Consider the following 14,618-nt stretch of genomic DNA (forward strand, 5'->3'; position numbering starts at 1 on the left):
AGGAGGGGAAGAAGATGAAAGGAATAACGTACACGAAAGCAAGGCGTCGGGTGCGGCCGTGGATATGGGCATTGTGGCTATGCTGTCTGCCGGTGGTCGCCTGGTCGCAGGTGGTGGAGTATATCCACACCGATGCGTTGGGCAGCCCGGTGGCGGTGACGAACGCATCGGGTCAAGTGATTGAACGAACCGGGTATGCCCCCTACGGAGAGAAGCTGGGCAAGGCCAACGACGACCGCCCGGGGTATACGGGCCACGTGATGGACAGCGCCACCGGGCTGACGTATATGCAGCAGCGCTATTACGATCCGGGGATCGGAGTGTTCCTGAGCGTCGATCCGGTGACGGCGTACTCGAACCCGATAGGGCAGTTCCATCGCTACCGCTACGCAAATAACAATCCGTACAAGTTCACGGACCCGGATGGACGGTCTCCAGACACGTTCATCGATGCCGGCTTCATCATTTACGATGCCGGGCGATTCCTGGGCGCTGCCGCTGCGTGGGGGCATGGGAAGTTAAGTGGCAATGAAGCCTTAGCCGCCGCCGGTCGGGAAGGAATGGCGGAAACAGGGCGTGACTTGGGCGTTTCGGCGGCTTCGGCGGCAATACCGGGACTGGCAGCGCCAATGGCACGAGGAATAGCGTCAGAAGCACGTGTTTTGAAAGAAATGGGAGAGGTAAAGAACACAGAAAGAGTGGCTACTTCTCAAGGTCGGACTATTCCTGATTTTCAGAATGCCAGGCAAGTAGGCGAAATCAAAGATACACAGCGCGTATCGAATACCGCGCAACTCAGATCACAACGGGAGCATGCTCAAGCTACAGGACGTGAGCACACGGTGGTAACTGGAACGAACACAAAAGTGAGCAACACTGTTGAGCAGCAGTCGAGAGTTATTCGTCGCGATGATCTGGGGCCACAAAGGTGACGATGAAGAAACAAACCGAGATGTTGATGAATGAGCTTCTTGGCTTCGCTGAAAAGATGCTCGGCGAGCATGGGGAATTTCATCCCTTCGGCGGCTACTTGAAGCCTTCCGGTGCAGTGGTGCATGTGGGTGTGCAATCGAATCGAGAGAGTGAGACAGCGCAGCAAAAAATAGACGTGATGGTCGAGTCATTCAAACAGCTAGCCGCACAGAAAAAGGCGATCGCGTTTGGCGTTGTGGCAGATGTAAAGCTACCTCAGGCTGATGGCGGAAAAGGTGATGCGATCAAGTTTTTACTTGAACACCAAGGTGGTTATTGCGCTGAAGTATTTTTCCGCTATGAAGTCGATGATGGCGATGTAGAAATCACGGATACGATTGCACAGCAAGGCGAGCCGCTGTTCTTTACGACCACTCATTGAGAGTGGCGGTTCCAGGCTCACTTCCTGATCGCCCATGAAACAAGGCCCGCGATGCGGGCCTTGTCGTTGTTGGGGCTGTGATCGTTGCGGTCAGCGACCGGCCTGTGCGAGCAGCGAGTCGAGGACTTCGCTCACGATGCGTTGTCGTGCTCTGGGAAGCTGGCTGATGCGTTCGAGCTGCTGTTGCAGCTTCGACGCCGGCCCGCGCTTGCCGGCAGTGCGCTTGGCCGGTGTGCCGATCAGTTCTTCGATGGAGACATCGAGCACGCGGGCGACCGTGGGCAGCATCGCCACGGCGATGCGTGCGGTGCCGCCTTCGTAATGCGCCATCGTCTGCTGGGCGATGCCCAGGTGTTCGGCCAGGTCGGTCTGGGTGAGGCCGAGCGCCTTGCGCCGCTGGGCGATCTGGCGGCCGAGCTGCCGGTAGAAATCCGGATCCTTCATGGCGTGATCGGGCGAGTGAGCGGGTAGATCGAGCATAAGGTCGGCTCCGGATGGCGACGGTTGACTATACCCATATTATGGGTAATATGTGTGCGGGTTATTTTTACCCAAAACCCCTTGACAGGTTTTTGCCCGGAGGCCCGCTCATGCCGCAAGCCCTTGATCCTTCGTCGGCGGCCCTGTCGGCGCCGTTGTCGGGTGCCCCCCCCTGCCAACCCTTCAGTTGAGATTGCCGGCGAGGACGACATCCGGCTCGCGCGAGGCCCGCGCAGTTACCGGGTGCGGGGCCTGGCTCGCAACCTGTCGGCCGAGGTGTTGAAGGTGACGCTGCGGCTGAGTGCCGGCGAACACCTGCACCTGGATACGCTGGACCTGTACCAGGCGCGGCAGCGGGCGGCGTTCGTGAAGGCCACTGCGCTGGAGCTGGGCGTGGCCGAGTCGGTGATCGCCGGCGACCTGGCGGCGCTGGTGATCGCGCTGGAGCCGCTGCAGGAAGCTGCGATCCGGGGCGCGTTGCAACCGGAGGCCTCCGGCGCGGAGCAGGTGCTCACACCGGCAGAGGAAGCCGCAGGCTTGGCGCTGCTGCGCGACCCGGCGCTGGTCGAGCGGGTCGTGGCCGACGTCGAGGCGATCGGTGTGGTGGGCGAAGGCACCAACGCGCTGGTGGGCTATCTGGCGATGGTGTCGCGGTTGCTGGACAAGCCGCTGGCGATCCTGATCCAGAGCACCAGCGCGGCCGGCAAATCGACCCTGATGGACGCGCTGCTGTCGCTGATGCCGGAAAACCAGCGCGTGCACTACAGCGCGATGACCGGCCAGAGCCTGTTCTATCTGGGCGAAGGCGACCTCAAGCACAAGATCCTCGCCATCGCCGAGGAAGAGGGTGTGCGGCAGGCGGCCTATGCGTTGAAGCTGTTGCAGAGCCAGGGCGAGCTGTCGATCGCGAGCACGGGGAAGGACCCCGCGACCGGGAAACTGGTCACCGCCGAGTACCGCGTGGAAGGCCCGGTGATGTTGTGCCTGACCACGACCGCGATCGACATCGACGAGGAGCTACTGAACCGGTGCCTGGTGCTGACGATCAATGAAACGGCCGAGCAGACCGCTGCGATCCAGCAGCGCCAGCGGCAGGCACGCACGCTTGCCGGGTTGCAGACGAAGGTGCGCAGCGAACACATCCTGCAGGCGCATCGTGCCGCGCAAACCTTGCTCCGCCCGCTGGCCGTGGTGAACCCGTTCGCCGAGTCGCTGACGTTCGCGAGTGATCGCGTGCGCCTGCGCCGCGATCACGTGAAGTACCTGGCGCTGATCGACGCGATCGCGCTACTGCATCAGCACCAGCGGCCCGTGCGCACGGTGGAGGTCGATGGTGCCGCGGTCGAGTACATCGAAGTCACGCAGGCCGATATCGCGCTGGCGAACCGGCTGGCGCACGCCGTGCTCGGCCGCAGCCTCGATGAACTGCCGCCACAGACGCGGCGCGTGTTGGCGGCGCTGGATGCGTGGGTCACGGAGCAGGCCGGTGCCCAAGGCATCGACTGGTCGGCCGTGACGTTCACGCGTCGGGCTGTGCGCGGCTACCTGGGGCTGAGCGACACGCAGTTGCGGGTGCACCTGGACCGGCTGGTGCAGCTCGACTACGTGGCGCTGCATGGCGGCAAGCCGGGGCAGCGCTTCGCCTACCGGCTGCTGTTCGACGGCGATACCGGGCAGGATGCGCCGCAGTTGATCGGGCTGGGTGTGGCGGAGACTGAGGCCGCCATACCCGCAACCTCGCGGGGTGAAAAGCCAACCTCACGGGGCAAAACGGCAACCTCGCGGGGTCAGAGCCCTAACCTCGCGGGGGGATCGCGGGCCGGTCGCGGTGGGGTTGCGGGGGGATCACGGGGCACCGAATCCGCCAAAAGCCCCGAGAAAATAGCGCTCGACCGCGTTCCAACGCCGCTTGCTGGCCAAAAACCACGTCGCGGGAAGCTCAACGGCCATGCGCACGGGGAACGCTGATGGCCGGCAAGCGCACCGAGCAGCTGCGCCTGTTGCTGGCGCCGAGTCCGCCCGAGAGCCTGTCGGCGTGGATCCGCCGCTACCTGGCCCACCTGGAAACCCTGCACCGCAGCGTGGCCGACCAGAGAACGCGCAGGAGCCGCTTGGCGCACTTCCACGCTTGGTGCGTTGATCGCGGCATCGCCCGGCCGCAGGACGTGACCCACGCGCACCTGGCGCGGTTCCAGCGGCATCTGTTCCTGTACCGCAAAGCGAACGGGCAGCCGATCGCGGTGAACGGCCAGCGGATCGCGCTGTTCACCATCGAAATGTTCTTCCGTTGGCTGGTGCGGCAGCGTGTATTGACATCGAACCCTGCCGCCGACCTCGAACTGCCGAAGCGCACGGACGATCTGCGTGAGCCGCTGACGCTGGAGGAAATGGAAGCCGTGCTGGCGCTGCCGGACATCGAGCAACCCGAAGGCCTGCGGGATCGCGCCTGTCTGGAGTTGTTCTACGCCACCGGCATCCGCCGCATGGAGCTGGCCAACCTGCTGCAGTCCGACCTCGACCGAACCCGCGGCACGCTGCATGTACGGCTGGGCAAGGGGAAGAAGGACCGGTTCGTGCCGGTGGGCGAACGAGCCTTGGCATGGGTGACGAAGTACGAACACGAGTCGCGGCCGCGGTTGTTGAGTGATCCCAACGAGCGACACCTGTTCGTGAACCAGTATGGACAACCCCTCTCTCCTGATGGGTTGAGCTGGCGCGTGCGCGATTACTTCAAGCAAGCCGGCATCGAGAAGCGGGGCGCGTGCCACCTGTTCCGGCACACAATGGCGACCGCGATGCTCGACAACGGCGCCGACATCCGCCACGTGCAGGAGATCCTCGGCCACGGCCAGATCACGAGTACGCAGCGTTACACGCACGTGTCGATCGCCCGGCTGCACGCGGTGCATGCGGCGACGCACCCGGCGGCGAAGCTGTTGCGCGATCCTGATGGCGCGGCTTAACCGCTGCGCGGTTCAAGCCGACGCCGCTTCGCTGCGCCTGGCATCTTGGCGATCGGAGACGAACAGCAAAGCGCCGCGTCACCCAACCGCGCTGCGATCGGCCAGGAAGAACGAGTGGGTCAGCGCCCTGCTGCGCAGCGCGCTGGCGTCATCTGTCCGGGGGTAAGTCGGCCTGCGGCCGCCTTAACATAACGCTGCGTTACGCAAACCGCCGGTCTGTCACGGCGCTTGCGATGCTGCAATGGGCCAAAGGCATGTTCGCAGGCAAGTGCCGCGCCAGCCCGGCGCTTCGCGTAACAAGCGTTCATGTCTTGCGCCCCCGGAAAAGCAGGATCAAGCAACGGCGTGCGTGGCCGCGTGTGCTGCGCACACCCGCCCACGTCGTGCGGGTGCGCGCCGCTGCGCGTCGCGCCGGCTTCGTGAAGCATCACGCGTTGCGCGTGGACCAGCTTGCACCGCTTCGGTCGATCTGCCGCCACGCGCTTGCGTCTGAGCGTGCGTCGCCGGCTCGGCTTAACCGCTGCGCGGTTCAAGCCGAAGCCGCTTCGTTGTCGTCGCTGTTGCAGCACAAAGCGGGTCAGCAGGGAGGATGTGTCGTCGCGTCCCGAATGCCGCCGCCCTGGGAACGCGTACCGACGCCGGCCAGGGCGCGAGAAAGAGCGTCACCGTCGGGGCTTCGCCCCGACACCCCGTCGTCGCTCCGATCACTTCCCCTGCTGACCCGAGGATCTCCGGAGCCGATCCACGATCCCGGCTGAAGCCGAACCAGGTAATCGGGACGCCGCGTCCTGCTCGCCGATCCGAAGGGGTGCCCTTGACGTACCCGCGCTGCGGCCCGAAAGTCGCTTCAAGGGCTTCGGCGAAAACGGCAGGAGGTGCATCAAGGGCAGTTGGCGACGGCGGAGCGCAGCGCGTCGGGGGTTGATCGCAGCAACAGGCGGAACCCGCGTCGGGTCAGAGTGTTCAGCGCTATTACGATCCGATGCTCGGATGCTTCCTCAGTGTTGATCCGGTATCCGCTGACACCAGCACGGCTTGGAATTTCAACCGCTATAACTATGCGGCGAACAATCCCTATAAATTTATTGATCCGGATGGGCGTGCTATACAGGCATTGTGGGGTGTGCCGATAGGTGTTGGTGTGAATTTGAGTGTTCAGTTATTGGCAGGGAAAGGCTCATTCAGCAACAGGTGGTCCAATGTTAGCTGGGGGCAAGTTGGAGTTGCGGCTGTTGCAGGTGGCCTTAGTGGTGGTGTCAGTGCCATTGCAAATACAGCTGTTACGACAACTGGTACAGTTGCTGCCAACGTGATTGGAAATGCAGGTGTTGGTGCTTTAGCGACTCAGGCAAGTGCTCAAGTTGAGGGGCGAACTGCATCTGTTGAAGAGGTTGCCCAAGGGGCAGTTCTAAGTGGTGCTGCATCAGGAGCAGGTGCTGCAATTGAGGCAATACCCGGAGCAGTTGCCCGGAGTGCAAGTGCAGGGATGTCTCAGACTGAAAGAACAGCGACAGCAAATTTATTGAACGGGATCAGGGAGGTAACCCCTAACTTTTCTCATGCGAATCCCAGTCAAACGGCAGCAAATGCTATTGGCTCAGCTGTGAGTACTAGTCCTGATTTGAGACCTTTGATTGAAAGGGAGAAAGATAAATGAACTCTTCTTGCAAGATTTTTCTGAAATCAATGGGGGGCTATTACTTAAAGTCGATTGCCTTTGCTCTTGTAAGCTATTTGTTTTTATTTGTTGTCTATGGTGGCGTGAGGATATCGCTTCTTGCGTGGTTGGTCGTGGTGATTTTTGCATTCACTATTGCCTATATTCCAACCATCATTAGATTTTACAGGGGTATCAAGTGAGTATTTTGGTCTGACAAAGTGCTAGCTTAAAAGTTTGATCTTGAAGTTGGAGGGGGTTAATGGATTGCATTCAGGGCAGGCTGGGTGCAATGAGTGGAGAGATCGGCTTTCATGGTAAGGATTATTTGGGGTTGGCTAGGCTGGAGAGCATGAGTCCTGTTGGGCTGTTGTGTATATCGGAAGAGGCAAAGGACTCTGTTGTATTTCATGTTGATGATCCCAAAGGAATTATTCTTGTTGATTGTTATCCGGCTCAGTTGAGTGATCCATTAAGCGTTGTAGTACAAGGAGATAGTCTTATCCATAAGCTAATCTCATGCTTTGGGAGCATGAGTAAGTAGGTGCATGAGGTGTTGGCGGTGTTTATTTCTGCTGGCGTTGCCGCATTGCTCTTATGGGGCGTGGCGCTGCCAAGTTTGCTTTAATTTTTATGGTGGCGTTATTTTCTGGCCTTTGCTTGGGGGGTAAAGGTAGGAATGGAGCGGGTTCTGTAATTATTTATTCGGGATATGGATAATTTTCATGGGTGAATTGGTGCTGGTTTATTATATTGGCGCTCTGGAGTGGCTGGGTCGTAATGGCATATATTTGCGAGTACGCTCATAATCAATGACGTGCGGGGTGACTCCAGGTATGGACATCACTGCTTGGTGTTAAGGGGCATGCCATCTGAATTTATGGGGCTGGTCGGTGATGGGTGAATGCCAAGAACAGCATCAACACCAGCTTCGTAAAGCTGACCCATGACGCGCAAGCAAGACAGGCTGGCAAATTAAAAATGACCAGGGCCATGAACTACTGCCTTGGCAGAAGCCGTTACAATTCACGGATGTTCGATACCGCCACCCGCCTGTCCCAGCAACTGCTGATCGCGCTGCCCGCGCTCGACGATCCGGCTTTCGCACGTACTGTCACGCTGATCTGCCAGCACGATCCCAACGGGGCGATGGGGATCGTGGTCAACCGTGCCTCGGAGCTCAGTATCGGCCAGTTGTTCGCGCAGATCGATGTCGAGGGGGGCGCGCCGGAATTGCTGGCCCGGCCGGTGATGGCCGGTGGCCCGGTGCATGCCGAGCGTGGCTTCGTGCTGCACGATGGCGAGCGCGAATGGGATTCCAGCATCCGCCTGCCCAATGGGCTTTCGCTCACCACTTCGCGAGATGTACTGGTGGCGATGGCCGCGGGCGAGGGGCCGGCGCGGACGCTGGTGGCGCTGGGGTGCGTCGGTTGGGGGGCGCAGCAGTTGGAGCGGGAGATCGCCGAGAGCAGTTGGATGACCGCGCCGGCCGACGAGGACATTCTGTTCCACCTGCCATTGGAGCAGCGTTGGCAGGCCGCCGCCGGTCTGGTGGGCGTGAACCTGATGAACATGACGCATTATTCCGGCCGGGCATGAAGCTGGACGGTACCGTGCTCGGTTTCGACGTCGGCGCGCGGCGCATCGGCGTGGCCGTCGGCAGTGCGTTGGGGGCCGGTGCGCGCGGCATCGCCGTGGTGGACATGCGCGATGACAGGCCCGACTGGCCGGCGCTCGACAAGCTCAAGCGCGAATGGCTGCCGGCCGGGTTCATCGTCGGCGACCCGATGACCCTCGACGGCGGTGATCAATCATCGCGGCAGCGGGCGCGTCGCTTTGCCCGTGCGCTTGGCGAACGCTTCGGCTTGCCGGTGCTGATGATCGACGAGCGCAGCAGCAGCATTGAAGCCGCCCAGCGCTTCGCCGTCGCCCGGGCCGAGGGCCAGCGCCGCCGCCGCGATGCGGCCGAACTGGACGCGGTGGCCGCCGCGGTCATCGTCGAGCGCTGGATCGCCGCCCCCGAAACCGCGGTGAACGTTGCCGCCAAGGACGCCTGAGCCATGCCCAAGCATCTGCTTTCCATCCGTGACCTCGCCGCCCCCGAATTGCTTGCCCTGCTGGCGCGCGCCGAGGCGTTGCGGCGTATCCGCGACTGCCGCGAGCGGCTTGACGGTCTGGCGGTGTGCACGCTGTTCTTCGAGCCCTCCACCCGCACCCGGCTGAGCTTCCAGCGCGCGGCGCAGCGGCTCGGCGCGGACGTTCTCGGGTTCGAGGCGGCCACCTCCTCGGCCACCAAGGGCGAGACCGCGCTCGATACGCTGAAGAACATCGAGGCGATGGGCGTGCGTGGTTTCATCGTCCGGGCGCGTGAGGATGGCGCGGTCGCCGCGCTGGCGGCCACGGCGGGCAGGGATACCGCGGTGATCAACGCCGGCGACGGCCGCCATCAGCATCCCACCCAGGCATTGCTGGACATGCTGACCATCCGCGAGGCCAAGGGCGAGGATTTTTCCGCGCTGAAGGTGGCGATCGTCGGCGACATCCTGCATTCGCGGGTGGCGAGAAGCGATCTGGCCGCCTTGCGGGCGCTTGGTGTCGGCGAGATCCGCGCCTGCGGCCCGGACAACCTGCTGCCGCGCGACGAGACACTGGCCGGCTGCCACGTCACCGGCGATCTGGACGAAGCCCTGGCCGATGCCGACGTGGTGATGACGCTGCGCCTGCAACGCGAGCGCATGGAAGATGGCCTGGTGGCATCGCTGGCCGATTACCACCGCGATTACGGCATTACCGCCGCGCGCATGGCGAAGGCGAAAGCCGATGCCATCGTGATGCATCCGGGGCCGTTGAACCGGGGCGTCGAGATTGGCGACGAGGTGGCCGATGGCCCGCGCTCGCGCATCCTGCGCCAGGTGGAGAACGGCGTGCTGGTGCGGATGGCGGTGCTGGAGCGGGCGTTCGCCAAAACCTGATTCGCCGGGACAGGCGGTGGGCCGCGCGCCGCCGGCATGGCGGCGAGGCCGCTATCGGCACGCACGGGATAGGGTGATCCCCGGCCAGCTTCGGGGTTCCCGGCCCGTTGCTCCACGGCGCGCGCGGGAAGCGCCGGCTTTCCCTGGCCGGCGCCTCGCGGGTTGGCGAGAATGCCGGCCATCGAAGATTGTTTGTTGGAATCCCGTCCCCATTTTTCCGCGATGTCTGAAACACCCGTCCTCGATCTCCGCCATGCCCGCCGCGCCATCGATGGCGCGTTGACGCGCGACCGTGGCCGCCTGCTGGGGTTATGGGCGAAATGGCGGGCGAAGCCGGCGGACGCGGCAATGCGCGATGCCTTTTCGCGAAAGCTGGAAGCCTCGCTTGTCGCCCGCGAGGCGCGAGGTGCGCAACTGCCCGAGGCCACGATCAATGCCGATCTGCCGATCGCCGGGCATGCCGATGAAATCGCCGGGCTGATTCGCAAGCATCAGGTGGTGGTGATCGCCGGCGAAACCGGCAGCGGCAAGACCACCCAACTGCCCAAGCTGTGCCTGATGGCCGGGCGGGGGCGGGCAGGGATGATCGGCTGCACCCAGCCGCGCCGCATCGCCGCGCGCTCGGTGGCGCGACGGGTGGCGGAGGAGTTGCGGGTGCCGATGGGCGGCGTGGTGGGTTTCCAGGTGCGTTTCAACGAACAAATGGGCGAGGCCACCGCCATCAAGTTCATGACCGACGGCATCCTGCTGGCGGAAATCCAGTCCGACCGCTGGCTGTCGCGTTACGACACGATCATCATCGACGAGGCGCACGAGCGCAGTCTCAACATCGATTTCCTGCTCGGTTATCTGAAGCAATTGCTGCCCAGGCGGCCCGATCTCAAGCTCGTCGTCACTTCCGCCACCATCGATACCGCGCGTTTCTCCGCGCATTTCGGCGATGCGCCGGTGGTGCGGGTCGAAGGCCGCACCTACCCGGTGGCGTTGCGTTACCGGCCGCTGGAGGGCGAGGGCGACGCGGACGGCGCGCGCACCGTGCTCGATGGCATCGTGGCCGCCTGCGACGAGATCACCCGCGAGAACCCGTTGGGCGACACCCTGGTCTTTCTGCCCGGCGAACGCGAAATCCGCGATGCGCACCTGGCGCTGGAGCGGCGCAAATACCGCGCCACCGAAGTGGTGCCGCTTTACGCCCGGCTTTCCGCCAGGGATCAGGACAAGGTGTTCCAGCCGGGCGTGAAGCGTCGCATCGTGCTGGCCACCAACGTGGCCGAGACTTCGCTCACCGTGCCGCGCATTCGTTATGTGGTCGATCCGGGCCTCGCCCGGGTCAAGCGCTACAGCCCACGGCAGAAGCTCGACCGCCTGCACATCGAAGCGGTCTCTCAGGCCAGCGCGGCCCAGCGCGCGGGCCGCTGCGGGCGTGTGGCCGATGGCGTCTGCATCCGCCTGTATTCCGAAGCCGACTTCGCCGCGCGGGCCGAATTCACCGATCCCGAGATCCGCCGCTCGGCGCTGGCCGGCGTCATCCTGCGCATGTTGTCGATCGGGCTGGGCGATATCGAGCGCTTCCCGTTCCTGGAGCCGCCCGATCCGCGTGCGCTGGCCGATGGCTGGCAGCAGTTGGCCGAACTCGGCGCCATCGACGGTGCGCGCAAGCTCACCGCCACCGGCCAGCGGATGGCCAGGCTGCCGGTGGATGTGAAGCTCTCGCGCATGCTGATCGCCGCGGAGAAACACGGCGTGTTGCACGAGATGCTGGCCATCGCCAGCTTTCTCGGCATTCAAGACCCGCGCGAGCGCCCGGCCGAGGCGCGCGCCGCCGCCGACAACGCCCATGCCGAATTCGCCGACCCGAAATCCGAGTTCATCGGTATCTGGAAGCTGTGGGAAACCTTCCGCACGGCCCACGAGGAGATGAGCCAATCGCAACTGCGCAAATGGGCGGAGAAACGCTTTCTCGGTTTCCTGCGGCTGCGCGAATGGCGCGAGCTGCATCGGCAATTGAAATTGCAATGCGAGGAACTGGGCTGGGCGAGTGCGCGCGTGCGCCCGCCGCCCGCCGTTGCCGCGGCGGGCAGGCGCCCACGTGAAGCGGCGAGGCGCGATGCGGAAGCCGCGGCCTCGCCCGTAATGGTGCCCGGGAAGCGCGAAGCGGAAACCGATCGTGTCGATTACGCCAGCCTGCATCGCGCCCTGATTGCCGGGCTGCCCACGCAGATTGGCCATCTGGCTGAGCGCGGGCAGTACGAAGGCCCGCGTGGCCGGCGGTTCCAGTTGTTTCCTGGCTCGGTGCTGGCGAAAAAACCGCCGCCGTGGGTGCTGTCGGCCACCCTGCTCGATACCGAGAAAGTGTGGGCCATCACCAATGCCGCCATCGATCCCGAGTGGGTGGTCGCCGAACTGCCGCATTTGCTCGCCCGCCGCCATCATGACCCGCGCTGGTCGCGCTCGCAGGGGCGGGTGCTCGGCAGCGAGCAGATCAGCCTCTTCGGTCTGGTGCTGGCGCCGAAAAAGCCGGTGCATTACGGCGCGCTGTACCCGGAGGAGTCGCGCGCGATCTTCGTCCGCGATGCGCTGGTGACGAGCGAGATCAACATGCGCAGCGGCTTTCTTGCCCGCAATCTCCGTACCCTGGCCGAAGCGAAGCAGGAGGAAGCCAAGCAGCGACGCGCCGGCCTGGTGGTGGACGAGGACTGGCAGGCGCAGTGGTATCTCGAGCGCCTGCCCGCGCAGGTACACAACGCGCAGGCGCTGGATGCCTGGTTCAAAGGCTTGCCGAAGCCGGAACAGGCGGCGCTGGAATGGACGCGTGACGACCTGCTGGTGGTCGAGGAAACCGATGCCGCGCGCTTCCCGCCGATACTCGCCCTGGGCGCGGCGCGGCTGGCGGTGCGCTACCGTTTCGAGCCGGGCGCGGCGGACGATGGCATGACGCTGGTGGTGCCGCTGCACCTGCTGAACGCCCTGGACGAGGCGCGGCTGTCGTGGCTCGCCCCCGGCTTCGTGCGGGACAAGGCCGCGGCGCTTATCAAATCCCTGCCCAAGCCGCTGCGGCGCAATTTCGTGCCCGCGCCGGATTTCGCCCGCGCGTTCGCCGAAGCGCACCGCGAACCGGAAGCCGACGCCCTGGTTTCCGCACTGGCGAGATTCCTGAAAAGACTCTCCGGCGTCGACGTCGCCGCGACCGATTTCGATGAAGCCGCCATCGAACCGCATCTGCGCATGAACCTGCAATTGCAGGATGAGTCCGGCAAGCAGGTGCTGGCGGTCTCGCGCGAACTGGCGCGATTGCGGACGCAATTCGGCGCGCGCGCGCAACGCGCCTTCGCCGGACGCGCGGCGAAGAACCTGGCGCAATCCGGCCTGGTCGATTTTCCCGATGCGCCGGTGCCGGTGCGGGTCACGGGCGATGGTGGTATTCCCGCTTTTCCGGCGCTGCATGACGATGGCGACTCGGTCTCGCTGCACGTCCACGCGCAGCGCGAAGTGGCGCGCCGCCATCACGCGGCCGGTGTGTGCCGCCTGTTGCGGATCGCCCTGGCAGACAAGCAAAAACAAGCGCGCCGGCAATTGCCGATCAAGCCCAAGACCGGGCTGCTGTACGCCGCCATCGATCAAGCGCCCGGCAAAATGCAATCGCTGCGCAAGCCAGTGGCGCGTGATGCCGAGCGCTTGCGCGAGGATCTGCTGGAAGGCGCTTTCGCCACGTTGCTGGCGGCCGATTTCGATGACGTCCGCAACGCCGATGCGTTTGCCGCGCGCCGCGACGCCATCGGCAGGACATTGTTCGCCGAGGCGATGAAACGCCTCCAGCAGGCCGAAACCATCCTCGACCTGATCGCCGAGGCGCGCGCCCGGTTGGAATCGACGTTGATGGGTTGGGCCAGCGGCAACCTGGACGACATGCGCGCGCATCTGGCCGCGCTGGTGCACCCGGGCTTCCTGCGCGATGTTCCCGCCGAGGCGCTGGCCGAATACCCGCGCTGGTTGCGCGCGCTCTCGCTGCGCGCCGAGCGCGCGCAACGCGATCCGGCCAAGGATCAGGCGCGGATGCTGGAGATCAAGCCGTTCGTCGACGCGCTGGCCAGCGCCGCCGTGGACGACGCCGAGGCGCAGACGCTCCGGCGCGAGCTGGAAGAGTTGCGCATCGCCACCTTCGCCCAGGAGGTCGGGGTGAAGGGGGGCGTGTCGGCGAAAAAACTCGCGGCGAAGATCGCCGCCTGGCGGGGCTGAGGCTCAAGCTTTAAGCGTCTTCCCCGGCGAATTGCGCGAAGGCTTGCGCGCCGGTGAGCTTGGGCGTCTGGTTGGCCAATTCGTACCAGTCGGGCTTTTCGTCGATGAAAATCTGGCTGCCCAGATGGAAGGGCCGCTCATGGAAGAGGCCGGCGGACAAGATGTATTCGTTGGACGAGAGCAGGCGATAGAACAGGTGGGTGCCGCATGTGGGGCAGAAGCCGCGTTCGGCCCATTCCGAGGAACGGTAGGTGCTGGGCTTGCCGCCGCCGAATTCCACATGGGTGCCGAGATGGAGGGCGAAGAAGGGACCGCCCGACCAGCGGCGGCACATGCCGCAATGGCAGAGACCGATGTCGTCTTGATCGGGGGCGGTGACTTCGATCGCACCGCACAGGCATGAACCTTTCATGGTGACTCCGGGGAGGGGGAAACAGGTGTGCCTGGAGCGGCGTTATTTGATGCGCTTGACCTTGGCCTGTGTGGCGTTGTTGCCGACCCGCAGCCACCACACGCCCAGCATGCCGGGACGGATTCTCGCCTCGGGGTTGTGCTCGCGCACGCCATAGAGCGTGGTGTCGTCGGTCTGTTGCCAGACCTGGCCATTTTCCAGTGCGTATTCCTTGCCGCGACCGAAACCGCGGAATTCGCCGCTCAGCCGGCTTTCGATCGGTTCGCTGGCGCCGAAATCGAAGAAGCCGCGGTTCTTCTTCACCATTTCCCGCCGGCCTTCCTCGCGGGCGCGTTCCAGCGCGGTGGGATCGGCGGCGGCGTGCGACAGCCAGGCGTTGAGCCGGGTCAATTCGGCGGGCGTCAGTTTGTCCAGACCGGCGGCCTTGAAGGCCTCCGCGCTCATCCGTTTTTCGATGGGCGCCGGGGTTTGCGCGTGCAGGGGCGCGGAAAACACCAGGGCTGAGGCGAGTAGCGGAGCGAGTAGTGGCTTCATCGGGCTTCCA

General features: G+C 64.0%; 11 protein-coding genes and 1 pseudogene. 9 read left to right on the plus strand and 3 right to left on the minus strand.

Annotated features, from left to right (window positions below; genetic code table 11):
• The coding region (locus EBB59_RS04370; protein WP_245979030.1) for an RHS repeat-associated core domain-containing protein at positions 1-932 on the plus strand (932 nt) is incomplete at its 5' end.
• A 2-nt stretch (positions 933-934) separates the two neighbouring features.
• The gene (locus tag EBB59_RS04375; protein WP_122100941.1) at positions 935-1,354 is read left to right on the plus strand and encodes a hypothetical protein; all 420 of its coding nucleotides are present in this window, start codon (positions 935-937) and stop codon (positions 1,352-1,354) included.
• Positions 1,355-1,444: 90 nt separating this feature from the next.
• Here the strand turns inward: EBB59_RS04375 and EBB59_RS04380 are convergent, their stop codons facing one another.
• A complete protein-coding gene (locus EBB59_RS04380; protein ID WP_122100942.1) occupies positions 1,445-1,834 on the minus strand; it encodes a helix-turn-helix domain-containing protein in 390 nt (129 codons plus the stop codon).
• Between the two features lie 162 nt (positions 1,835-1,996).
• Between EBB59_RS04380 and EBB59_RS04385 the strand changes: the two genes are divergently transcribed.
• The 7 genes and pseudogenes from EBB59_RS04385 (at position 1,997) to hrpA (ending at position 13,662) form a co-directional block, all read left to right on the plus strand.
• The gene (locus EBB59_RS04385) at positions 1,997-3,802 is read left to right on the plus strand and encodes a P-loop NTPase family protein (RefSeq protein WP_158601710.1); all 1,806 of its coding nucleotides are present in this window, start codon (positions 1,997-1,999) and stop codon (positions 3,800-3,802) included.
• Positions 3,802-4,797 carry a site-specific tyrosine recombinase XerC gene (xerC, locus tag EBB59_RS04390; RefSeq protein ID WP_122100944.1) on the plus strand — a complete coding sequence of 332 codons (996 nt, stop codon included), beginning with the start codon at positions 3,802-3,804 and terminating at the stop codon, positions 4,795-4,797. The genes EBB59_RS04385 and xerC overlap by 1 nt, the downstream gene beginning before the upstream one ends.
• 973 nt (positions 4,798-5,770) lie before the next feature.
• Positions 5,771-6,454 (plus strand): annotated as a pseudogene (locus EBB59_RS04395) (RHS repeat-associated core domain-containing protein); the annotation flags it as partial.
• Between the two features lie 1,032 nt (positions 6,455-7,486).
• Complete coding sequence (locus EBB59_RS04400; RefSeq protein ID WP_122100946.1) at positions 7,487-8,053, plus strand: YqgE/AlgH family protein; 567 nt, start codon at positions 7,487-7,489, stop codon at positions 8,051-8,053.
• The gene (gene ruvX / locus EBB59_RS04405) at positions 8,050-8,511 is read left to right on the plus strand and encodes a Holliday junction resolvase RuvX (protein WP_122100947.1); all 462 of its coding nucleotides are present in this window, start codon (positions 8,050-8,052) and stop codon (positions 8,509-8,511) included. Before EBB59_RS04400 ends, ruvX begins: the two co-directional genes overlap by 4 nt.
• A 3-nt stretch (positions 8,512-8,514) precedes the next feature.
• Positions 8,515-9,426, plus strand: a complete 912-nt coding sequence (locus EBB59_RS04410; protein ID WP_122100948.1) for an aspartate carbamoyltransferase catalytic subunit — start codon at positions 8,515-8,517, stop codon at positions 9,424-9,426.
• A gap of 222 nt (positions 9,427-9,648) precedes the next feature.
• Positions 9,649-13,662, plus strand: a complete 4,014-nt coding sequence (hrpA, locus tag EBB59_RS04415) for an ATP-dependent RNA helicase HrpA (RefSeq protein WP_122101064.1) — start codon at positions 9,649-9,651, stop codon at positions 13,660-13,662.
• Positions 13,663-13,672: 10 nt separating this feature from the next.
• On the opposite strand, the gene EBB59_RS04420 is transcribed toward hrpA, so the two are convergent.
• Both EBB59_RS04420 and EBB59_RS04425 read right to left on the minus strand, forming a co-directional pair.
• Positions 13,673-14,074 (minus strand): GFA family protein, encoded by a 402-nt coding sequence (locus EBB59_RS04420; protein WP_122100949.1) that lies wholly within the window; start codon positions 14,072-14,074, stop codon positions 13,673-13,675.
• A gap of 42 nt (positions 14,075-14,116) precedes the next feature.
• Positions 14,117-14,608 (minus strand): hypothetical protein, encoded by a 492-nt coding sequence (locus EBB59_RS04425; protein ID WP_122100950.1) that lies wholly within the window; start codon positions 14,606-14,608, stop codon positions 14,117-14,119.
• Between the last annotated feature and the right edge of the window lie 10 nt (positions 14,609-14,618).

The sequence above is a fragment of the Solilutibacter pythonis genome (genome assembly GCF_003697345.1).
In the GTDB taxonomy this organism is placed as follows: Bacteria; Pseudomonadota; Gammaproteobacteria; order Xanthomonadales; family Xanthomonadaceae; genus Solilutibacter; species Solilutibacter pythonis.